We start from the raw sequence: 23,155 nt of genomic DNA, 5'->3' as shown, positions 1-23,155 counted from the left end.
GCCAGTTGACCTTTTACGCAGCATAATCGAATATTTGGCATACTAACGGACCCTCTAGTCGCTATTGGCATGAAAATCACCAAATATGTTCTGGCAGACAGCCTTCGTCCAAAAAACGCAGAGCAGCTATCCTCCAATTACTGGAGAATAGCTGCTCTTTTAGTAGAAATTTAATTCAATAATCCGGCGGCTTTAAGTAATCTTGTTAGGATCACGGCTGCCTCTGCACGGCTAGTATCACTGCCAGGTGCAAAGCTATCTGCCGATTGGCCTTTCATGATTCCTTTTGCTGTTAAGACATTCACAGCCTCTTTAGCCCAAGAAGAAATAGCAGATGAATCTGTAAATGCATTTGTCGCAGGGTTAGCCCCAGATTCTCCTGCTCCAAGGTTTAACAGCTTCAGTGCTCTAGCTGCCATAACAGCCATTTGCTCCCGTGTAATAGGGGCGTTCGGACGGAAGGTGCCATCCTCATAGCCTTGAACCAGTCCTAAGGCTGCTGCAGCTCTGGCGTCTGCAGCATACCATGATAAATCAGACACATCACTGAAGGTCTTCGTTGTGTTCGCAGCGGCTAAGCCTAAAGAGCGAATTAGCATAGCTGCGAACTCAGCACGACTAACGGAATTCTGAGGTGCAAAGTTATCTGTGGATTGTCCGGTCAAGATCAGTCGACTGGCAAGCGTTTCGATCTCGTTCTTTGCCCAGTGTGAAGAAATATCTCCAAAAGTTACAGGATGTTGTGCAACGACGAATATCCCGCTAGCACTGCTGCTCTTAACAGTAACCTTGGTCATCCCACCTACGATCTCGAATAATGCAGGTACATAACGGAAAGAACCCGTCTGCTCATCGTAAATAAGGACTACTCCCGTCTTTGCAACCAGTGCTCCCTCCATCATAAATGTACGATCTACATACGTAGTGCCGAACCCATTAGCAGGTACAGTGTTTTTGCCATCTGTGACCTTTAAGGTGACACTTGCCGGAGTTCCTTGCACATTAAAACCTTGCTGCTTAGCCTTGGCAAGCAGTTGTTCCAATCCTTTTCCGCTTAGCGGATTTAGTTGGAACTCTAAAGTGCCTGCCGGCATTTGTGCCGCTTTCAGCACGCTCTCCACGAGTCCTAACGGGAAGCGATAGCTCATATCGCCACTGGCAATGACAAGCACCGCATTCGGGCTAAGTGCTGCTGCATTGCGTAGAGCTTCTGCGCTAAAGCGAGCTATACCATCTCCGTTAGCTGAAATCTCGATAAGAGCTTGCCCAGCAGTCGCCTTAGCTTTTAGCTGCGCATCATGATTAGCAGCTGGTGTTGGCGTTGGTGTAGCGACAGGTGTAACAGGATTTACTGACCCCGCCGGATCAGGAGTACTCGTTGGTTCAGTCGGATCCACAGGATCCGTCCCACCATTAGGTAACACCACCTCAACTGTATACACCCTCTTATCGTTGCCAACAGTTACCGTGAAGTCTGTGCTTCCCGCTTTAACTCCATGGATACTGTTGTTTGTAAAAGTAGCAATGTCACTGCTCATAAAATTAAGTGTAGCTTGTGTAGTAATATCCGCTCCTTCTTTGTCCAACACCTGAAGAATAGCTGACTTTCCTTGTTCTAGTACAACAGGTCCGCTCTGTCCATCTGCTAGCTTGATGGAGAAAGGTTTAACAGCTGTGGCTATCCCTTGGTTCTGTTCAATGATGCTAAATTCAGGAGATGCATTGGACAGGAGGTTCATCCGTTCACCACGAATAATCAAGTTGTCGACGAGCAGGTTACCTTTCAGATTTTTCGTTACTTCTATACCGCTCGTACCTGCACCGTCTAATACATTATTCGTCAGAACAACTCCATCAATCGTCGTGAGGGCACTTCCCTCCAGATTACCGTGGGCAATCAGGCCAGAATAGGTGCTGTCGAGCGCCATATTGTTACGGATGAGTACTTTTCCTTTTAGGTTGCTCTCACCAGCGTACAGCCATAACGCACCGAGGTTTACCCCGTAGCCCGAATCATAACTACCTGTGCGAAGCAATGTATTCCGCTCAACGATAGTCGTTCCTTGGAACGGCTCTGCGGAGAAACGGGTAGATACAGCGATCCCGGCTCCGTTAGTTACAGTATCTTTTACCACGTTATCTTGAACTTTGTTATCTTTACCACCGAAGACCACAATGTTATCGGCCAACCATGGCAGTGAGACGTTATTAAAACGTGCCGTATTGTTATAGCTAAATGTCCGTTCCGCGCCATTCACTTCATTCAATTTGGTATCTGTGAACGACCACATCGCAATACCATCATCCCCTGGATAGCGGATGTCACTTTGTTCCATCATGCTGTTGCCAGTGCCTACAGCAAAGTTAATTCCATCCGCCATCAGATTGCGGATTCGAAGACCTGCCATATACAAACCATTCGTACGAGCCTTCTCACCAATAGGTTGTGTTAACCACAAGCCTGCTTTGGTATGTTCAATCCATATGTTCTGAATGACCGAGCCTTGGCCAAAAGCACCATGGAAGGCGTTAGTGAACGCTTCATCGTCCCGTACATTAATGCCACCTTCAATCAATAGATCGTATACGCCAACCTTGCCACCGTGACCGTAAAATTTGGCGCCATTCAGAACCGTATACCACATGCCTGCTCCACGGATTTCGGCTGTATCCAGATCCAGCAGACCCTCTCCGACATTAAAGGTACCTACCGGGAACCAAACCCCTTTCCCTGTTGCCTTCGCTTCGGCAAGCGCTGCCTTAAAGGCTGCGGTATCATCTCCCTCATCATTGGCTACCGCTCCAAAATCCGTTACAGAAATAAAGCCGGCAGGGCGAGTCAACTCAGGGGCTACCTGCTCCATATCCACCAAGTCGATGACGTATGAAGTCGCTTGGTCTCCTGTTCCTTTCTCTAAACGAATGGTTGCTCCGGCAGGAGCATCGCCAATCAGAGCATGAATTTCATCAAAAAAGCGATGTCCACTACCTTGACGAGGATCATTTGACCATGGGTAGCTACCATATTCCCAAGCATATTTTGAAGTCAAATTAAGCTGTTTCTTAACTCCATTTACATATAGAGTCAGTGTTTCTTCAGCACCAGCACCATCCGAACTGTCCGGAATGGAATAGCGCAGAACAATAGAATTAGCTGCTTCTGCAAGCTTGAACTCTATATAGTCCCCAGTATTCTTCAAGGCGACGGCTTGTCGTCCAGAAGCCTCAGAAGCCATAGTGCGATATTTCCGCGAAGGACCGATTAGTGTTCCGTTAGTCACTGCATCCTCAGCTTCATAGCTAATATAAGGAACTGTTGCCCCGCGGTAAACTTTGTTCACGCTATTTTTTACTGTCAGGCTATCAATGCCTACTTTATTCCAATCGATATTGTCGTTGCTTAGAGAAACGGTGTTGATTCCTGCACGCAGCTGCAGCTTCACCTGTACAGTCTTCCAAGAGGAAGTCTTGACCACGTTAACTTTATCTGATTCCTTCAGGCCGTTCACCTCAAGCAACAGATCTGTTACATCACTGGAAGTATTCTTGTAACGAACAACGGCATCATATTCACCGGCTTGCTGGGCATTGACTGCAAACCGTATAACATGATCTCCTTGGAATGCTTCTCCTCCTGCATACATTGCATCTGTAGGGATAGGCAGGAAGCTCCAAAGAGTGCTATCGGTTCCCACAGCAGAACCAAGTTGAACAGCTGATGCGTCGTGAGTAAGATAGGCTGTATTATCCGCACTTAACAGGAGCTTGTAGCCTAACTTCTCTTCCAGCGTCCACTGGGAACGTTCTGTTTCCCCAGAAGCTAACAAGACGGCTTGGTCTGCTTCATTTAAAGAAAGATAATGTTTGGTCTGAACATTCATTATGCGTTTACGTCCATTTACATCTTGGATGATCCATTGGGTGTGAGCCGCCGTGTCGGAGGCTTCTGCATATACGAGTGCCCCTTCTTGTTCAGCCAATACTTTACCAGTCAGCCCTTTCGGCACGATCGTTATAATGTTGGTATCATTCTGAACTGGAGTTGTTGTATTGTTATTGCGCAGTTCTCCAGACGGAGTAGTAAACTCCTGCTGAGCCGCTTCAAGTGTCCATTGAGCTAAACCGTCACTCTCTAGTAGGAGCGCACGTTCAGCATATCCTGTCTTATTCGCAATGTTTATTAATTCATCGTCGTATTCTCCATAGAGACTACGAATGGTGTAGTGCGTATAATCGGAAGCCAAGCTTACATCCCAAGCAGATGCTCCGTCTATAGCCGGTTCCGCGCTACTGCTCTCCAAGTATGAATAATCTCCATTCAATGTTAAATAATGGCCTGTTGCTCGATTGATAATCGTTTGTTTGCCGTCCTGCACAGATATATTCCAATGCGAGAATCCATTCTCTGCTGACGGCTGCCCGTACAGAACAACTCCGTGTTCATTCTCGTATAAATACTCCCCGCTGCTTGCATTCTTAAATCTTACAGGGTAAGCAGGGATAGGTGGCGCAATCGCTTCAACGGCTTCAGCGGCAAAATGAGCACTGTTTCTATCCGCTGCATCGGGAGCCTTACTGATCTTTATAATCGGATTCCCATTCTCATCAGAAGCCCCATACATATAGTGGCCAGCCCATCCACTCTTGAAAGTAGTCAGACCTGAAGGCTGCATATCCACAATCCACTTAATGCTGCCCCATACATCATAGACGGTTTGCAGTGTCTGAACGGCAACATTAGGCTCAATCTCATCTACTGCACCACCTATATGCTCCAGGGAGAGGTAACGTCCAGTACCTTTATTTTTAATCTTCACAGATCCATTGCTGCCAGCTATTTCTTGCAGCTGCCAGACAAAGGTATCGTCATTCATATCAAGTGAACCATAAGTAGCCTGACCTACTGTTACATCCTCGTTCGCAGCAGCTAAAGCTACAGGATTTGGATCAGCGGTTGCAGATTCCGACTTATCCTGCGGCACCACTGCTTCAGTGTCCTGCGAATCATAGACAGCTTCGGTGACTGTCTTAGATTCTAGCAATTTCTCTAGTACATCTGGAGAAGTCAACAAAGGACCATCCTTAAGATATTGATCCTCACCATTTACAGCGTCTAGCTTGAAGCGGAACAAGTCCGGCTTTTTCTCAGTAACGGCAACAAATCGCCACTGTGGGCTGCCCCAGCCTGGATTGATCACACCATACTCGGCGTATTTAGTGAGATTTTGAAGTGAAATGAACTTCTCAGGGAATTTATTAGGTTCCTTATCGAGAACACTGCTGATTACGTATGTGTTGTCGCCAATATTTTTACCTGTCCAGATAAATTCCCGCTCCACATTATTCCTGTCTGGAAGCTCAGTGACCTGGATATGGCCATCTGGCATATTCATTGTGTTAATGTAGTGGCCTGTTTTCTTGTTCTTGAATAACTTACGGCCATTATATTTCTCAATCAGCCATTGATCGGAGCCATCCTTTTGCATATTTCCATATTTCAAGAGACCATCAGCAGATTCATACCAATAAAAAGACTTCCAGCCATTTTGAATACGATAATATGGAATGGTGCCATCTGTTGGTGTGTTAGGGTCTAGAAGCTGCCACTGGGCGCTTAATGAAGTCGCATCCCCACTCGCTCCAGCACTGTCTCCACCCAAGGTAGATAGATAGATGCCTTTGCTCTCTACATTTTCTATTGTCAGATAATCATCATAATCATCAGAATCTTTAAAATTCCATTGATCCGATGGGTGGCTTCCGCTGATCTGCTCAGCCTTGGCTGTGCCATCACTATACGAAAGGTAATGATTAGTTGCTGCATTACGGATACGTTTATTACCGTCATAATCCTCTATATACCATAGATAATCGGATGAATCAGCAGTATCTGGAGCAATTAATCCGTGCTTAAGTGCACCGTTTGCGGATTCATACAAGAAATCTGTAGCTACTTGTGCATCTGTATAAGTTGCCAAGCGTACCGGCTGCAACTCGGAAATAGGGACAACTGTCCACTGGGCATTATGACTGGTTGCTTCACCCGGCCAGCTGTTAGAGCGCACGTTGTTATCTTCCTCAAACTGAGGATTCAGCCATAATGGCTTAACTCCGTCGGTTAATCCTTTATTACTTAAGGTAATAAAACCCGCTCCATCCTCGCCTGGTGCATCTTCTTTCACCCATTCACTTAGCATCACCTTGTCCGGATCGATTTCTTGCGAAAAGACTCCAGCCCAAGTCACTTCATTTTGCTTAATATAATGACCCGTCTCACGGTTTCGAATCATCAGTGTTCCGTCGTCCGTTCCCGGCTCAAGAAACCACTGGGCAGCCTCATTCTTCAAAGGCTGTTTACCGTAAAGTACATTTCCTTTCTCCTCATACATCACCTGACCGGGACGCATCCGGCTTTCCAACCGTACAGGTACTGTTCCTGCGTTAGGATCGATAAAAGCCCACTGCGGACTCTCAAACGTAATATTGATATCCGAGCTTACTTGCGCATAACCAAGCTGATTCTCCTCGTGGATAACCAGCTTACTCTCAGGCACGCTCGCGCTTCGGATGATCATGTATCCGTTTCTATTGGAAGTATCGATCAACCATTGATCCGTAACACTTCCAGCTCCTTGGAGATCTGCCGCCTTAAGTGTATCCTCTTTGCCGTTGTTACCAGCCATTGTAATGTAGTGGCCCGTCTTCACATTCTTAATCCGTGACAAACCATTTACAGTCTCCACTGTCCAATGCGATGATGTGTCCGCTGGATTGGTCATGCCATAACGCACGATACCATCAGACGTTTCATATAAGAAATTATTTTTCCACTTATTCTTGATGAGTACTGTCCCTGATGGAATTAGCCCTGCGCCTGTTCCTCCAACCCCTTCTGCTCCTACGGAACCGCTACCGATTCCCATCACAGGCAAGCTTGAGAAAATCAGCAGCATCGCGAGCAGACCCGCCATCGCGGACCTGAATCTTTTCATAAATGTGCCCCCTCTACCTAATATGGACTTCCCTTCCATCTTAAGTTGGCAACGCTTACAAAACGATGTGTGATTTTATCCATAAAAAGGTGTATTTGTACGGATCTCCCGATAGGCCTGAGTACTACTGAAAATTGACAAATCCGCTGAACCCGATGATAGTTAATTTAATTAGAAACGAGCATTCATTAAATGGAGGTACATATGAAATTCAAAATGGATTCACCAAAAATATCAGATCCAGACGCCCTACTCCCTGAGCAAATATACTCGCTGCAAACCAAAGATGAATTCAGTCGTTGCAGCATAAGCGATACAGTTATTGATAATCAAGAGGCGAATAAAGTCAGCTTTGATCAAGTGGTTTTCAAAAATGTTACGATTATCGAGTCGTCCTTAACTGGGATTGAACTGATGGATGTAATTTTTGAGCGATGCGATCTATCCAATGTGGATTTTACGAATGCAATTATTCATCGAACCGAATTCAGGAACTGCAAGCTCATCGGTACGGACTTCACAAGAGGCAGATTCCAGAATGTTCGCGTGGTAGATTGTATCGGGGATTTCGCAACATTTCGAATGGCTAATCTGAAGCAGGTTGCTTTTGAGAATAGTTCATTGATGAGCTCTGATTACTACCAATCGAATTTCCAGAAAGTCAGCTTCAGCGAATGTAATATTGATCAAGCCACATTGTCAGGATCAAAGCTTAACGGAATCGATCTTAGTGACTGCGAGTTTAATGGCTTGATCGTGGATATACAAGATTTGGAGGGATGTATCATTTCGCCTCAGCAAGCTGTTTCCTTTGTTGGATTGATGGGTCTGGTTATAAAATAACGTGCTGTTCTACTTACTGGACTTCCAGCGCTAGCAGCTTCAGCTTACCCGAACATTTGCCGCAGCGGTAGCGCTTTGGGTCTACTTTTCGCTTACGCGGATACTCCATAGCACATGCTGTACAGATCAGCTTGTACCGGTAAGGGAGTGACTTTCGAGCTTTCGCACCCGGCAATGTCTGACAATAGCGACTCCCGCCGACTTGTGCCAGCAGTCTTTTGAAATCAGTGTCACGATGCATATACCCTCGCTTCGCCAAATGCAGATGATAATGGCAGAGCTCGTGTTTTATAATCTTCTCCGTCTCTTCTCTACCGAACATAGCAAGCTGATGGGGATTAATCTCTATATTATGGCTCTTGGTAAAATATCGACCGCCTGTTGAAGATAATCTGCTGTTAAAGCTTGCCTTGTGCCTAAAGGGTACGCCAAAGCTGTCCCGTGATACCTGCTCAATCCACAGCTGCAGCTCTTCGTTGCTCATCGTTTCCATAGCGTTCTATCACAAGTCCTTTCCACGGGAATTAAGATCTCTACTTGAATTGTAACTTGTGCATAGGCTAAACTGTCAAGAAGGAAGACAAGTACGGAGGGAGAATGACCAATGCCGAAAATGCGGTATGTAATTTTGCAGCAACATCAAGAATTGCAATTCGTGGAAATGCCCGAGGAATATGCGTACCAGCTAAGTGCACTCAATTTACGTCTAAACAAAGAAATCGACAAGCTGACAGCCGATAATGTACCGGATCTGCCCTTAGCTATTGCTGAGTGTGATTCATTGGATCTGCTACGCGAAGATTACTCCCTGGAGTCCGGTCTGGATTATATCAATAGATTGGAACAGGCCTTTGCCTCTGTTCAGGAGCAAAAGAACTATCCACTCATCTCCCTGCTGACCGAGATTCGGGCGCTGCAAGCGCAATTAGAGCAATGGTACGAAGAGGAAGCAGAAAGCATTCTGTAAATCGTCACCTTTAGGCTCATTTCTCCATATGCTAACTTACGTAAGCAGTTAGAGGAGTGATACCCTTGCCACAGTGGCTCTGCCATCAACTGATGAAAGCCTATTACAAAAAAGACCGCCGTCAGATCAAGCTGCTGAACGAGTGCTGGTTCTTTTATCGTAATTCTGCGGAATCACCGGATTCCATCCAGAGAAATTTATAGGATTCGTTAAATTCAAAAATCCATCCCGCTACTTACAGGGGATGGATTTTTGTATAGGATTCGTTGGAATCCGAATTAGAACATAGGGAATACATATCTGACCAAGAAGAAAAGTGCTCCGAAAAAAATAATAATATAAGCAGCATATTTAATAAAGGTAGATGCGACAACACTGGAATCCGATTTCCGTTGCACCTCTGTATGCTCCACTTCAACGCTTCTATCTTTATAGCCCGGTTCCATCATCAATCTCTCCTTTCGAATATAGGCTGGTAGATAGTCTCCATTAACCCGGGGCTTTCAGAGTTGAAACACAATTCCAAATCGAACCAGTTATTTTCCGGCATCATGAAACTGCTTTATTTCTTTTATGATTCCAAGCACATCGCCTTGTGAATTCGCGCGCCTTGATGGTTCGGCTCCAAGTGCAACGCTTCTTCAAATCGTTCTTTCGCTTCTGCCATTTTCCCTAAGCCTAATAAACCTAAACCCATCATGAACAAGCAATGAATTTGATTGCGTCTATTCAGATCATCCTCAAATACGAGGAAATCAGGCAATGATACGGCAAAATAGTCAATCTTTACCTCATCAAAGAGATGTCTTTCTGCGAAATCAATCAGCTTATTAAAACGACGTTTCGCTTCCTTCGGATGATTCAGCTGTACCCATGCTAAGCCCTGATAGAAGATCATTTCTGGCGGCTGATCGTTGTAGTACATCGCGCTGGCTGGTTCTTTCAAGCCTTGAGACGCAATCGCCCAGTGTCGTGCAGCTTCTTGCATATTGCCTAATCCGTTATAAGCTACACCAAGCTCGTAATACACATTATTCTCTTGCGCACCATCGAGCTTACCCTCACCTAAATTCTCTGGATAATGAAGCGCACGTGTTAATAATGAGATAGCCTCTTCATATTGGCCTACCTGATTCGCCTGCTTACTCAGTTCAACAAGCGCCAAAACATATTGCCCCGTAGCTTTCCCTTCGCCACCTTCCCATGGATGGAATTGGCGTCGTAATAGAACTGACAAAGCCTCCTCATACTTGCTAAGCAAATTCAGTAGGGTCACATATTCAAGGTATAGATCATCCCGCTTCTCCACCAGCTCCATATGCTGGTGCAGTCTTGCCATCCGCTCCTGAGCAGAAACACCCATCTTCTTATACAATTGGTCCAGCTCGTAGAATACTCTCGCATCATTCGTATTGCACTGGAAAGCTTGTTCAAGTGACTGCAAGGAAGCCTCAGCATCATTACGCTTATTGTAATAAGCAAGCGCAAGATTACGATGAACCGTCGGGAAACGATCATCAAGCGCGACGGATTGCTCCCAATGGCGAATGGCATCGTCGGTACGTTTTTTATCATAGAATAGATTTCCTAGATAATAATGAGCCTTACTATCTAGCGGATTGCAGGCAATCGCGCTTTCTAATACCTGCAGCTCAAACAAGCTGTTCGGGAAGCAATAATCAGAAGATGCGGATTGAGCAAGCTGAAGCTGCGCTGTCGCATCTTCCTCACGGCCCATTTTCTCGTGTACATAAGCCAATGTGTAATGCACCATCGGATAATTGGGTTCATTCGATATCCTACGAATTTGCTCTAACACCTGTGCAGCTTCCGCGAACAATCCACTACCTGCATAATCGGAAGCTAAATTTAAATAGTTATGCACATCGTTTCGCATGAACCGTGCAAGCTTCATCTGAGCCTCAGCTGCTTCCTCTTGTCGCCCGAGCAATGTAAGCGTAAGCACTCTCTCATAGGCTGCCCCGAAGTCCGCGATATCTAGTTTCAATGTCTCCTCTGCGAATGTAATCGCCTCAGAGTAACGTCCAAGCTTGCGTAAGAATGCTGTTTTTACATGTCTTGATTTATAGTTTCTTGTGTTACGTGCCAAAGCTCTAGTTGCGAGCTCCAACGCTTCTTCATACGCCCCACGTTCACAAGCAATTTGACTCAATGCATAGTATCCACTGTCTTGGAATGCTGCAGACCATACCGCCTTGTAGAAGGCAGCAAATGCTTCTTCCTTGCGATCCTGCAGTCTGAGAACTACACCAAGCTGATAGTATGCTTCACTATCATATGGATTCGGATTGCGCCAAGTCAGCGATCGTATAGCCGTACGGAAATGATTTTCCGCTTGCTTGAACAATCCTCGACGAAGCAGCAGCGTCCCATAAGCCACATTAAGCCGAATATCGGATGCATCTCTTCTTAAGCCTTCTTCATAATAATGCTCTGGCTCGAACGTGGCATGACGGTATTGCTCCAGGTGAACTCCAGCCAAATATAACTGCTCTGTGCTTTTTAATTCTTCCGGTAGTGGAAGTGGCTTAGCTGCATCTGGAACCTGTTCAATGCTAGGCTTCGCTGGACGATAAGATATGAGACTGTTTCCGTTCACATCAAACACCGTTAGGATTAAGTGATGCGGCTGATCCACTTTATCTAACGTAATGACAGATTTATAGGTTAATTCTGGTGAGAGCGTAACGGTATCCTTCACGTACGTTCTATGCTGACCTCTAAGTTCAATAACGGCTCCCTCGAATACCGAAGTTCCATAGGCCATCACAGTGGCAGTCTGTAAAGTCTCATCCACCTCAAGATTAACGGCGGCATCAATAGAAGCATTTTTCACAACACCGATGTTCTTATATGGCATGAAATATTGTGTAAATGACTTCTCTTCATACGGCTGGAGCCAAGTGAAATCGGGTTGATTATCCGTAAATACCCCTGTCATTAATTCAATATAGGGTCCATCCTCATCGGTTAAATTACGGTCCCACGCTTGACCAAATTCGCCGTTCCCCCAAGTCCACTGCTTTTTACCCGGAGATACATGGTGATTCGCTACGTGAAGCAGACCCGCTTCAACCCCATGATCATAGCCACCCACGAAATTATATTCGGATTTGTACGCCATGTATGAGGTAGGAACAGGAATATTTTTATAGCGCGAAATATCTACACCTTCGGAATAGTCCATCTTGTAATACGTTCCTGTTGCAATAGGGAATCTGGACACATCACGCTTACCATGGTCGAATACGGCTGTGACATCCGGTGGAAACACCGATTGCGTATGGTCATTGACTGCAACCGCAGGGTTTGCCCACCATAAGAAGGTTTGTGGCTCCGAAGTTCGGTTATATAGCTGTGCTGTAACTTCGAGATAGGCTTTTCCAGGATGCAGCGTGAAGCCCGTTGTGACCTTCGTTCCATACATCCGGTCAATTTCACTCACCCATACGGTTGCACTGCCATCTTCATTCTCCGTAATTACATGCTCCACAGGGCCAAACGTGTTCGGACGATGATGCTGCGGCCAGTTAAATTCAATTCCACCTGAAATCCATGGTCCTGTCAGACCAACAAGCGCAGGTTTAATCACGCGATTATAATAAACAAAATCATAATTGTTTGTCTTATCCAGAGCACGATAGATACGGCCGCCAATTTCAGGCATGATCTCGATGCGTACATATTCATTTTCGAGCATTACCATCTGATACGATTTCATTTCTTTCTCATCCATAATTTTATCAACCACAGGATGTGGATATACTCGCCCCGAGCTGCCTTGATAGACTCGCTTCTCGAGGAACATTGGATTTTTATCGGGTTCACCTGTTTCATAGGTAGGAATTTCAGCCATTTCCTCCCATATGCGGACGCTGTTCGTTAAGATTGTAGAAGGCTCTTTCATACTCATTTCGTTCTCTCCTCCTTCGTGATATAGCTCTAATTTATCGTTGCAAGCGCTTTTAAACAATTGACGATAATCTGTAACTGATGGACAATATTCTTATCCTAAAAATAATATTTTCCTTATGAATAGGTTGTTATTTCAAATAAATAAATTATGTTCTTAAAAAGGAGGGTTATCATGACAGATATCTCATTAAAGCCGGATGGCTTCGATGAGCAGAAGCTTTTTGTGCTGCCCGATTTCATGATGAATGAATTAAATGAGAATCCGTTAACAAATTCCTTCTATGTAAGTGACATTGGCTGCTTCCCAAGAGCGAAGTTTCATTATCGAGAGCGTCCACAAGGATGTGACTCGTATATTCTTATGTATTGCGTAGAGGGTGAAGGGTGGATGGAGAGTCATCACAGTAAGCTGATCCAAATAAAAGAACGGCAAATAGCTGTCATTCCTGCCGGAACACCCCATCGATATGGTGCTTCAGATGTGAATCCCTGGACGATCTACTGGATGCATCTAAAAGGAACGCATGCCGCTGCGTTGATTCAAACTTATGCCATGGACGTAGAGCCGCTAACCTTTACACTGAACCTTCATACCCAATGGATCGAAGATTTCGAGCAATGTTATGCCCTGTTATCGGATAAGCCTTATGCCATGCGTAATCATATCTATGTGTCTCAGTGCATTCGTCATCTGATCAGCCACGTGGGGTTGAGTACCATGAACTCTGAGCAAGATAAAAAGAACGAACGTTATCTTGAGCAAGCCATTCGCTACATGACGGATCGAATCAACAGCTCCATTTCACTCCCGGATGTAGCGAAGCATATGGGGTTATCGAAGCAGCATCTAATTTATCTATTTAATCAAGAAACCGGGGTTCCCCCGATTGAATTCTATCTGCGCCTCAAAATGCAGCGTGCCAGTCAACTGCTAGCATTAACCGATTTACATATTAAAGAAATCTCTAGTGCTATCGGGATGCAGGACCCCTACTACTTTTCTAGATTGTTCAAAAAAATAATGGGATGCTCGCCGACTCAATATCGAAGCACCCCAAAAGGTTAAAATAAAGAAAAGCCACACGACCGCTGCACCAGGTAAACCAGTATAGTGGAGTGTGGCTTATATTTTTATTGTAGAGGTTCTAATTAAAACTACGGTTGCAAACCCAGGAGCCTTGCAGTTTACGAAGCATAATAATTTGTCCGGTGTGGTATGAATCATGCAGGATAAGACTCATTACCTCTTCCCCTGGGGCATGACCCGAACCACCCCAATCATATGCGCCTTCTTCCAACGCCTCAATGATTTCTCTAAGAGCAGCGTGCACGTCTTTCAGGTCTGCAACGGCCTTCGACCATGCTTCTTCCCCTTCCGTTGTTACAGTGAAGGTATCATCGTTGCTTTCAGCATCAGGTTGTTTGGGCAACCCTTTTAACTTTCGCAGCAAACGCACCTTATAATATGTTAGATGGTTAACCGTCTCCCAGATGGAATTGACTGTACTCCCCTCTGGCTTCCAAAGTGCCTGTTTACTGTCCACACCTTCCAGTGCATCACTTAATGGCGGGGCCCAATCCTCGATATCCATGCAATAATCCCAATTTTGCAGCAGAACCTCACTGATTTTATTTTGCATGTTCAACCTCCTAATACTTACTGAATTATGTAACTACTTAAACCATTATATAGTGGTTACACAAGAAATGTAGCATATTTCCAGCGTTCAATCAAGTAACTAGCTAATCACAATTTTAACTGTTACAATCGTTGTAATCGAGAGTTGTGCGGAAAGGATGAACAGGACGTGTTGTGGGAGGATTTCATTAATAGTTACTGGCGGGATTGGCGAACAGGAGATAAGAATAAGGATCGGGATGAACTCGAAGATCCGGAGTGGATTGCGAAATGGCTGAAGAAGCATGCTCTGCTAGAAACACAGCTGCCGAATACGATAGAACTGGAACAGCTAATGAAGCTTCGATCCCTACTATGGGACTGGGTACAGGCTATTGTACTAGGAAAATCGATGGATGGAGAAATGCTGAAGCAGCTCAATATCTATATGGACAAGGGTCCTGTTACGCGGCGAATGATATGGAAAAGTGACGAGCAAGCGGAGATTTCATTATTGCCACTACATAGCGGTTGGGAGCAGGTGATGGCGGAGATAGCGGCGTCTTTTGCGGAGGCTATGCTTGAAAAAGAACCCTCAAGATTCCGTATCTGCGAGAATCCCGATTGCCTCTGGGTCTATTACGACGATACACGCAACCGCTCTAAGCGGTACTGCGATGACAAGGCTTGTGGCAACCTCATGAAGGTGCGGCGGTTCCGGGCGCGGAAGAAGGCTGAAAAGGGTTCGGAGTGACTATCAAAGGAACTCTTGCGGGATGACGAATTTCGATCAACATTTATCCCCCTCAAACTTTTCAACACTCCTAATACGTCTTGCTAGTAAGTGCGCTAATAACACACTTATTACAACGAAATGGAGCGTGAACAAACAATGAAAAAGAGCCCTTTTAACGTATTGAAGTTTGGTGTAGTCGGATTAACGGTTGTGGGAATAAGCGTTGGCATGTTACCAATGAATGGCACTGCTTTTGCTGATGCAGTGAACACGACTAAGCCTGCCATCAATGCCCCGATTTCAGCTGTACCGATTTCCACCATCAATAACACTGGGATCCAAATCAAAGAAGTAATTCTCACATCTTCAACGGAGCTTCTGAATACAAATATTAAAGTGCCACAGATCGTAGGTATGTTGGACACTAAGGCTCAGGCAGAAATCAACAGTATCATTCTCTCTAAAGCGCAGAAAGACCTTGCTCTTTGGGAAAAGGATGCAACTGAAGCAGCAGCAGACGCTAAAAAGGCTGGTTTCGAGTATCGTCCATATGAGCTATACATTATTTATGAATTAAAAGAAAATGGATCGGATAACCCTTCTGGAATGATCTCACTTGTTGTTACTTCTCAAGGTGAAACTGGTGGAACGGGTATGCCTCGTGTAGATACATACAATGTATTTAATACGAAACAAGCGAAGCGGATTGCCTTGTCAGATTTCTTTGGAAACGACTTTAAGGAAAAGTTGAATACCGGTATCCTTGCGAAGATCAATGAGGAACCTGAGAACTATTTTATTGAGGATTTCAAAGGGATCGACGAAGAACAAGGTTTTTATATTGAAAATGGTGAGGTTGTCATCCTCTTCCCTAAATATAGTATCGCTCCAGGCGCCATGGGAACTCCTGAATTTCGTTTCAGTACCCATATTACGAACAACCCGAAGCTCGATTTAAGTACAATAGCTACATTTAAGAATGCTAATGGGGTTTCAATGGTGTCATTACGAGATGTGGCGAATCGTTTAGGATATGAAATCAAGTGGAATCAAACGTCGCGCTCAGCTGAGTTGAAGAAAGGTACACAGTGGACCAATGTTACCTTAGGTAAAGATTCTTACTTTTTTGCCAAAATGGCACCTGTCACTTTAGGTACTGCTCCTATCCTAAAGAACGATACGATATACGTTCCGGTTAAAATGGTTACCGATATTTTACGTGTGGAAATTAAGAACGGCTAATTAGGCTAATGGCATTCCAGAATGATTTTTTGTTCTAGAATGCCTTTTTAAATTCATAGGCACTTGTGTACCGATTTCTGATCCATTCATGGTCACTCCTTTATTTACCAAGAGAAGTTAAGAACTTTTTTAAGTTAGTCATACGTCTTGCTGACATAAGACAACTGATGACGAAGGAATGAACTACCATGAAAGAAATCAAGGTTACACCACCGACTAACTCTTTAGAACCTGACAATTCCACGACTAGAAGGCGTTATATGCCGGGAATAGATGGACTTCGCGCACTCTCTGTGATCGCAGTTATTGCGTATCATCTCGACCTCAATTGGGCTCCAGGAGGACTTATAGGGGTCGGAATATTCTTCGTTCTGTCTGGATATCTGATCACGGATCAAATCATCCAAAGGTGGAAGCAAGAGCGACGGTTCGACCTTAAAGATTTCTGGATCAGACGAGCGCGACGGCTATTGCCTGCTATGTTTGTCATGCTTTTTGTCACTGCTATGTGGCTTCTGATGTTCGATCGTTCACGATTAGCAGCATTACAAGGGGACTTTATATCTTCAACCTTATACTTCAATAACTGGTGGCTTATTTTTCACGATGTATCTTATTTCGAGAGCTTTGGACCTCCTTCTCCTATAGGTCATTTGTGGTCGCTCGCTATTGAGGAACAGTTCTACTTCATTTGGCCATTGGTTATTATTGTAGGGTTACGCCTTGCACCTCAGCGAGGTAAACTCATTGTGATGTGTCTAACAGGGGCATTCCTCTCGGCACTTGCTATGGCGCTAATCTATCAACCTGGAGTTGACCCAAGCCGAGTCTATTATGGTACTGATACTCGAGCTTTTGCTCTACTGATTGGAGCCGCTCTCGCTCTAGCATGGCCGAGTCAAAATTTGACCGATAAGATTTCACGCAGATCTCGCTATATCCTTGACTTCAGTGGTGCAATCGGATTAATCACCCTCATTCTTATGATTTGGCGGACGAATGAGTACGGACAATTTCTTTATTATGGCGGCTTGGTTTTAGTGTCGATCCTTTCCGCAATTGTAATAGCTGTACTCGCACATCCTGCGAGCCGACTAGCTAAAATCATGGGTTGCAAGCCCTTGCGTTGGATTGGCGTACGTTCCTATAGTATTTACATATGGCATTATCCAGTCATCATTCTAACTAATCCTACAGTAGATACAGGTGGATTCGATGGTTTCCGTGTTCTTTTTCAGCTGGGAGTTAGCCTCCTATTAGCCTCACTATCGTGGAAATATATCGAAGAACCTATTCGTCAAGGTTTATTAGGAAGATGGTGTACGAAATTAAGCATTCGTCTGCAATTCAAGATTCGACCCTTATTCATCTTTATTGCAGTCCCGTTAATCATATTGTCCATATCCTGCAGTAGCAACTTGGATACTAAGATATCCGCAGATCCGAATACAGGCACTAATACTAATCACGATAAGAATGAACATAATGTCACACTAGTGCCCCCTCAAAATGTACCAACACCTGTGCCTGTGCCTGTACCAGTAGATCCACCGAAGAAGCCAGAACCTCAGCCTCAGGTAGAAGAAGCAGGTAAAGGTGTTACTGCGATAGGTGATTCCGTAATCCTCGATGCCGCTCCTTATCTACAAGAACTTCTGCCAGGCATTGTAATCGATGGTAAGGTAGGCAGGCAGATGTCACAGGCACAAGAAGTGGTCGATAAACTTAGAACCAAGGGGAAACTTGGCACTCGAGTGATCATTAATCTAGGTACGAACGGAGCTTTTAACTCCAATCAATTGCGGAAATTACTTATTTCACTTGAAGATGTTCAGCAAGTCGTACTAGTAAACACACGTGTACCGAAAAAATGGCAAAATACTGTGAATACCTTGCTTAAGAAAGTGGCTTTAGAATTCCCCAATGCTATGGTTGTAGACTGGCATTCCTCAAGCGAAGGAAAGGATTCTTACTTCTATGAGGATGGCGTTCATCTAAAACGAGAAGGTGCCAAATCCTATGCCGCACTTGTAGCTAAAGCCATACAAAAGGAGAATCAATGAGAATAGTAATCTAACAAACTAAAGCTACGCAATATAAAAAGAGAAGGGTTTTACGAATATGCTTAAGAGGAATAAAGAGAAATTACTCACTCTTTGTATTACAGATAACAAGGAGAACATATACCGTCTAGCTTACAGCTATGTGAAGAACAAAGAGGATGCATTAGATGTTGTTCAGGATTCGATTTATAAAGCTCTCTCCTCTATAGGGTTGCTAAAAAAACCAGAATCCGTAAAGAGTTGGTTGTTTAGAATCGTAGTAACTACCTCACTAGATTTTCTGAGGAAACATAAAAGAGTTCAACCAGTAGATGATGAAGCACTCGACTTTTTTATCCCTGGTGCGGTAGACGTGTATCCAGATATTGATTTAGAAAGATCGCTGGATGATCTACCCCTTAAGTATCGAAATGTCATCGTCCTTAGATATATCGAAGATTTAAAGATCGAGGAAGTTGCGGAAGTATTAAATGAAAACGTCAATACAGTAAAGACTAGACTATATCAAGCACTCCAGTTATTAAGAGTCAACATGCAGGAAGAATCCTCAAAGGAGATCAATTAGAATGGATAACCAAATCAAAAAAATTATAGAAGATTATAACAAACTCCCTATTCCTGAGGAATTAGATTTCGTTGTAAGTAAAGCATTAAAGAAAAGGAAGATAAGAAGAATACGTTACCAGTGGATATCTGGAGTTTGTGCGGCAGCCCTATTTTTCGTGATTGGGATTAATGTCAATGTTAATATTGCCAATGCCTTCTCCGCTATACCTGGTGTAGACAGTATTGTTAAAGTGCTAACTTTTAGAGAATACAAAGTGGATGAGCAGACCTATAATGCAGACATAAAGGTCCCCATCATTACTAATCTAGAGAATAAAGAGCTGGAATCGACTCTGAATGAAAAATATCTCGAAGAAAACAAAAAACTATATGATGAGTTTCAAGCAGAGATGGAGTCTTTAAAGCAATCCGGAGAGGGTCATTTAGGGGTCGATACAGGCTTTGAGGTTAAAACGGACAATGCTGAGCTATTTGCTATTAGCAGATACGTGGTAAATACCGTAGGTTCATCGTCAACAACAATGCAGCACGATACGATAGACAAGAAGAATCAAATCCTGCTAAGTCTGCCTATGTTATTTAAGGATGATCGATATATCAGTATCATAAGTGAAAATATTAAGGAACAGATGCGCTCCCAAATGAAAGCAGATAAAGATATGTTCTACTGGATTTCAACAGATGAACCCAATGAGGACCTTTTTTATCAATTTGAAAATATAGCTAAAGATCAAGATTTCTATATCAACGATAAGTACCATCTGGTTATTTCCTTTAACAAATATGATGTGGCTCCTGGCTACATGGGCGTTAGAGAATTCATCATTCCAACAGATGTAATTGCAGATGTTCTGGTTAGCCGTACGTACATTAAATAAATCATTATGAGACTCATAAGGGGTATGCGTTTTGTATCCCTTATGAGTCTTTTTTTGCGTGAAAAGTCATTAATCAATCCCTATGCCTCTAATGTCTTGCCATCCTATTTTTATTTCTTCTAATAATTCATTCCCTATCTTAACTTCTATACTTGAGATAGACTCTCCCCCAACGCTGTGGTAGAAATGAATCGCCGGATTGCCCACCAGCACCCAAGTCATGAACGAGCTATAATTTTTCTTCAATAAATTCTGTGCTACACTTCTTATGAGCTGCTTCCCTAGACCTTTTCCTTGGTGTTCCTTAAGCAAATAAAGTGCGTAAAGCTCTGCATCGTAGAGATCCGACTCTCTTCGCGCCCCTCCATTTGCAAAGCCAATGATCATCCCAGACTCATCTTCAGCAACATACATTACCTCGTCTTTATTGGGATTTTCAAAATTCTGAATCCAGCGCTTCCTTCTAGCTTCTACTGTGAAATTATCAAGAAACTCGTCTGATATTAGTCCTTTATACGTGGTTTTCCAACTCGTAGCGTGGACGAAAGCGATCCCGTCTATATCAGTAAAGGTTGCTTTTCTGATTTTCAAATTATAACTCCCCTTTAGATTTTCGATAAAAGCTTCAGCAAGTCCATCATTGACATTACTATGAATAGCGAGTACTTATAGATTCCCTAAATACATCAATAGGCTTTTTATAATCGATAGGTTTATATATCGCAGTGTTCAACCAATGGCACCGCTCATGCAAATCATCGAATTCACCTATAGTTACCAAATTGTATTGCAACATTTCATTCATGGTTCCTATTACACTTTTACTATTCGTTCGAGATATAGTTACTTCTCCTGCTTCTAGAAAATACTGATGAATATGCTGCTTCTTAATCCCCTCTAGCAACAAATACGCTGTAAGCTCAGCCCTAAACTTCTCCACCAGTTTATCAGCTTGTCCGCTTCTTATTCCACCTAGCATCAAGCATAACTGAGTCGCATCATTAACAAAAAGTATATATTTTCTGTTGAGCTGCATGATATTTGCATGCCAACTAAAAGACGGGGGAACCTCTTCCACTTCCACTGGAACTATTTTCATATCTTTCAATAATTTCTGAGTATATCTAAGCGTTAACATCCGTTTGCACCCTCCTTATTTTTTCTCACTACCCGTTTGACCCTGCAAGCCCCTTCTACCTTACCTACCCCTGCAACGCCTTCCGCACGCTTAATATATATTTTGCCTGATCTAATGGGTTCACGCCCCGGCGGGTGCGCTCAGCGGATACGTCTGGAGGACATTCTTCATAGCCGGCAAAAAAAGAAGTGAACGTGCTACGCCCCTTCGTGTAGGAGCTTAAAGTAACCGGATAATCGAGCGACGTTGCCAGTGGCAGACGGCCTTCGATGATCATCCGCTCGCCTTGCAACACAGGTGGCTCGAAGGTGCCGCGCATCTGAACCAGGTCGTTCATCACTCGGCCGCCATTCTCCTCAGGGACAACGATGCGAACCTGAAGAATCGGCTCCAGTAGTTTAGTGCCTACCCGCGCGAGTCCATCCATAATCCCCATAGGAGTCGCTACGGCAAAATCCAGCGGATGGGTATGCCATACATGATGCTGTCCCTCGATTAAGGTCACTTTAAGATCAGTAACCTCCCAGCCGCACAAGCCCTGTTGCAAGGCTTCTGGTACACGGCGTGCGGTCTCGCTCTGATATTGCGGCAGCAGATCGGAACTCCGCACTACCGAATCATAAACTAAACCACTGCCAGGAGGTCCGGGCTCAATCTGAAACCGCAGAATCGCCCAGCACGGTTTCGGCATCGTATAAGCGATAAAGCCTTCCCCAGCAGAGGCTGGCGTTTCTTTATAGATGACAGAAGGCTGACCGAAGGTAACCTTCAGCGAATACCGCTCCTCCAGAACACTATTCAGAATCTCCAGCTGAATAGGTCCCATTACTTTGATATGCAGCTCTCGCTCATCCTGCAGCCACTGCGCATCCAAGAGCGGATCTTCATCCGCCAGCTCCTGCAATGCTCCGATAACCTTATGGTCATCCATATCGGTTCCCCAGAATACGCGCACCGTTAGCAGCGGTACAGCCAGCTTCGCTTCCTCCGGAATCGCCTCCGGATGGCCGAGTACATCTCCGATCCGTACCCCTGAAAGACCATAGATTACAGCGATATCCCCCGCTTCAAGCGATCCGACATCCTCAGTACGACCACCCTCGACCTTGCGGATCTGGGTCACTTTTCCCTGAATATTCTGCGTGTAGTTCATTACCGTATCGCGGTTACGGATCGTTCCTTCATAAAGGCGGACAAACGCCATTCGCCCCATGCTTTTATCACGCTGAATATTGTAGACAATGCCGGACACCGGCCCCTCAACATTGCCACCAGCTCGCGGAAAATACTCAACCATCGCGTCCAGCAATGCAGTAATGCCAAGCCCCTTGGCGGCAACACCATAAACCATTGGGAAGAAGCGTCCTGAAGCGGAAGCTGTCTTCATATATTTTTTCCAAGCTGCAAGATCAATCGAAATACCTGACATATACGTTTCTAGCAGGTCTTCATCCCGCTCAGCCAATGCCTCTAATAATTCTGTCTGTGCAGCAGGATCAGCATCACTTCCCCATAAATCAGTAGCTTCTATGTACTCCTGCTCTTTACCTATCGGTTGCTGAACAGGAATGATATCACTAGATAAATAATTTCTCGCTTGGGCCAGCACAGCCTCAGGGTCTGCACCTACACGATCCATTTTGTTCATAAAAATAAGCGTCGGTATTCCCAGCTTCCTCAGCGCGTTCCAGATCATCTCACTTTGAGCCTGCACACCCTCTACCGCCGACAAAATTAGCACCGCACAATCCATCACTCGCAAAGACCGTTCAACCTCTGACAGAAAATCGACGTGTCCTGGTGTATCAACGAGGTTGATCTGCACACCTTTCCATTCAAAAGAAGCTAATGCCGCCCGAACGGATATTCCTCGTTGCCGCTCCACATCCATAGAATCCGTCAATGCTGTCCCACTGTCTACACTGCCGAGCGCTCGAATGCGACCGCTTTCATACAAAATATGCTCTGTTGTTGTTGTCTTGCCGGCATCCACATGGGCAAATATCCCCACATTAATCCGTTCTGCTCCCTGCTGCTGAATCATCTATAGTACCCCTATCATGAGCTAGATTGATCTAAATATATATTGTACACATCCTTATGTCTCATAGTAATACATCCCTCCTTGTTGTTCCACCCTCCTACTAAATTGGTTAAATTCAGCTATGCCGGGTA

Annotated in this window: 17 protein-coding genes; 9 read left to right on the top strand and 8 right to left on the bottom strand. The window is 44.5% G+C overall.

The genetic code is table 11. The annotated features are described in order from the left end of the window. Positions 1–170 precede the first annotated feature (170 nt). The gene (locus NYE25_RS26795; RefSeq protein WP_341147281.1) at positions 171–6,992 is read right to left on the bottom strand and encodes an S-layer homology domain-containing protein; all 6,822 of its coding nucleotides are present in this window, start codon (positions 6,990–6,992) and stop codon (positions 171–173) included. Positions 6,993–7,196: 204 nt separating this feature from the next. Here NYE25_RS26795 and NYE25_RS26790 point away from each other — a divergent pair, with 204 nt between their 5' ends. After that, positions 7,197–7,835 carry a pentapeptide repeat-containing protein gene (locus tag NYE25_RS26790; RefSeq protein WP_341147280.1) on the top strand — a complete coding sequence of 213 codons (639 nt, stop codon included), beginning with the start codon at positions 7,197–7,199 and terminating at the stop codon, positions 7,833–7,835. Positions 7,836–7,848: 13 nt separating this feature from the next. On the opposite strand, the gene NYE25_RS26785 is transcribed toward NYE25_RS26790, so the two are convergent. Next, complete coding sequence (locus NYE25_RS26785) at positions 7,849–8,319, bottom strand: SprT family protein (protein WP_081382729.1); 471 nt, start codon at positions 8,317–8,319, stop codon at positions 7,849–7,851. A gap of 120 nt (positions 8,320–8,439) precedes the next feature. Here NYE25_RS26785 and NYE25_RS26780 point away from each other — a divergent pair, with 120 nt between their 5' ends. After that, positions 8,440–8,802: a hypothetical protein gene (locus tag NYE25_RS26780; RefSeq protein WP_042124766.1), complete on the top strand. Its 363-nt coding sequence runs from the start codon at positions 8,440–8,442 to the stop codon at positions 8,800–8,802. A gap of 65 nt (positions 8,803–8,867) precedes the next feature. Beyond that, positions 8,868–9,005, top strand: coding sequence for a cortex morphogenetic protein CmpA (cmpA, locus tag NYE25_RS26775; protein ID WP_094874036.1), 138 nt, complete (start codon positions 8,868–8,870; stop codon positions 9,003–9,005). A gap of 75 nt (positions 9,006–9,080) precedes the next feature. Here cmpA and NYE25_RS26770 read toward each other — a convergent pair whose 3' ends face one another. Both NYE25_RS26770 and NYE25_RS26765 read right to left on the bottom strand, forming a co-directional pair. Further along, complete coding sequence (locus NYE25_RS26770; RefSeq protein ID WP_156113060.1) at positions 9,081–9,251, bottom strand: hypothetical protein; 171 nt, start codon at positions 9,249–9,251, stop codon at positions 9,081–9,083. A 122-nt stretch (positions 9,252–9,373) separates the two neighbouring features. After that, positions 9,374–12,736 (bottom strand): tetratricopeptide repeat protein, encoded by a 3,363-nt coding sequence (locus NYE25_RS26765; RefSeq protein WP_341147279.1) that lies wholly within the window; start codon positions 12,734–12,736, stop codon positions 9,374–9,376. 174 nt (positions 12,737–12,910) lie between these two features. On the opposite strand from NYE25_RS26765, the gene NYE25_RS26760 reads away from it, so the two are divergent. Next, positions 12,911–13,804 (top strand): AraC family transcriptional regulator, encoded by an 894-nt coding sequence (locus NYE25_RS26760; protein WP_341147278.1) that lies wholly within the window; start codon positions 12,911–12,913, stop codon positions 13,802–13,804. Positions 13,805–13,883: 79 nt separating this feature from the next. Here the strand turns inward: NYE25_RS26760 and NYE25_RS26755 are convergent, their stop codons facing one another. Then, positions 13,884–14,378, bottom strand: coding sequence for a DinB family protein (locus NYE25_RS26755; RefSeq protein WP_341147277.1), 495 nt, complete (start codon positions 14,376–14,378; stop codon positions 13,884–13,886). A 168-nt stretch (positions 14,379–14,546) separates the two neighbouring features. Between NYE25_RS26755 and NYE25_RS26750 the strand changes: the two genes are divergently transcribed. The 5 genes from NYE25_RS26750 to NYE25_RS26730 all read left to right on the top strand — a co-directional run bounded on the left by NYE25_RS26750 (position 14,547) and on the right by NYE25_RS26730 (position 19,842). Beyond that, on the top strand, positions 14,547–15,110 hold the full coding sequence (locus tag NYE25_RS26750) for a CGNR zinc finger domain-containing protein (RefSeq protein ID WP_341147276.1): 564 nt from the start codon (positions 14,547–14,549) through the stop codon (positions 15,108–15,110). Between the two features lie 138 nt (positions 15,111–15,248). Beyond that, a complete protein-coding gene (locus NYE25_RS26745) occupies positions 15,249–16,334 on the top strand; it encodes a stalk domain-containing protein (protein WP_341147275.1) in 1,086 nt (361 codons plus the stop codon). Positions 16,335–16,594: 260 nt separating this feature from the next. Next, positions 16,595–18,397, top strand: coding sequence for an acyltransferase family protein (locus NYE25_RS26740; protein ID WP_445667185.1), 1,803 nt, complete (start codon positions 16,595–16,597; stop codon positions 18,395–18,397). A gap of 58 nt (positions 18,398–18,455) precedes the next feature. Next, positions 18,456–18,962: an RNA polymerase sigma factor gene (locus NYE25_RS26735; RefSeq protein WP_076298375.1), complete on the top strand. Its 507-nt coding sequence runs from the start codon at positions 18,456–18,458 to the stop codon at positions 18,960–18,962. Position 18,963: 1 nt separating this feature from the next. Next, positions 18,964–19,842: a DUF3298 and DUF4163 domain-containing protein gene (locus NYE25_RS26730; RefSeq protein ID WP_341147273.1), complete on the top strand. Its 879-nt coding sequence runs from the start codon at positions 18,964–18,966 to the stop codon at positions 19,840–19,842. A gap of 69 nt (positions 19,843–19,911) precedes the next feature. Here the strand turns inward: NYE25_RS26730 and NYE25_RS26725 are convergent, their stop codons facing one another. The 3 genes from NYE25_RS26725 to NYE25_RS26715 form a co-directional block, all read right to left on the bottom strand. Then, positions 19,912–20,433 carry a GNAT family N-acetyltransferase gene (locus NYE25_RS26725; RefSeq protein WP_341147272.1) on the bottom strand — a complete coding sequence of 174 codons (522 nt, stop codon included), beginning with the start codon at positions 20,431–20,433 and terminating at the stop codon, positions 19,912–19,914. 58 nt (positions 20,434–20,491) lie between these two features. Continuing rightward, positions 20,492–20,980 (bottom strand): DUF6933 domain-containing protein, encoded by a 489-nt coding sequence (locus NYE25_RS26720; protein WP_341147271.1) that lies wholly within the window; start codon positions 20,978–20,980, stop codon positions 20,492–20,494. A gap of 64 nt (positions 20,981–21,044) precedes the next feature. After that, positions 21,045–23,024 carry a translation factor GTPase family protein gene (locus NYE25_RS26715; protein ID WP_341147270.1) on the bottom strand — a complete coding sequence of 660 codons (1,980 nt, stop codon included), beginning with the start codon at positions 23,022–23,024 and terminating at the stop codon, positions 21,045–21,047. Positions 23,025–23,155 lie beyond the last annotated feature (131 nt).

It is taken from the genome of Paenibacillus sp. FSL E2-8871, assembly GCF_038000345.1.
Classification (GTDB): Bacteria; Bacillota; Bacilli; order Paenibacillales; family Paenibacillaceae; genus Paenibacillus_AQ.
This window is presented reverse-complemented; position numbering and strand designations above follow the sequence as displayed.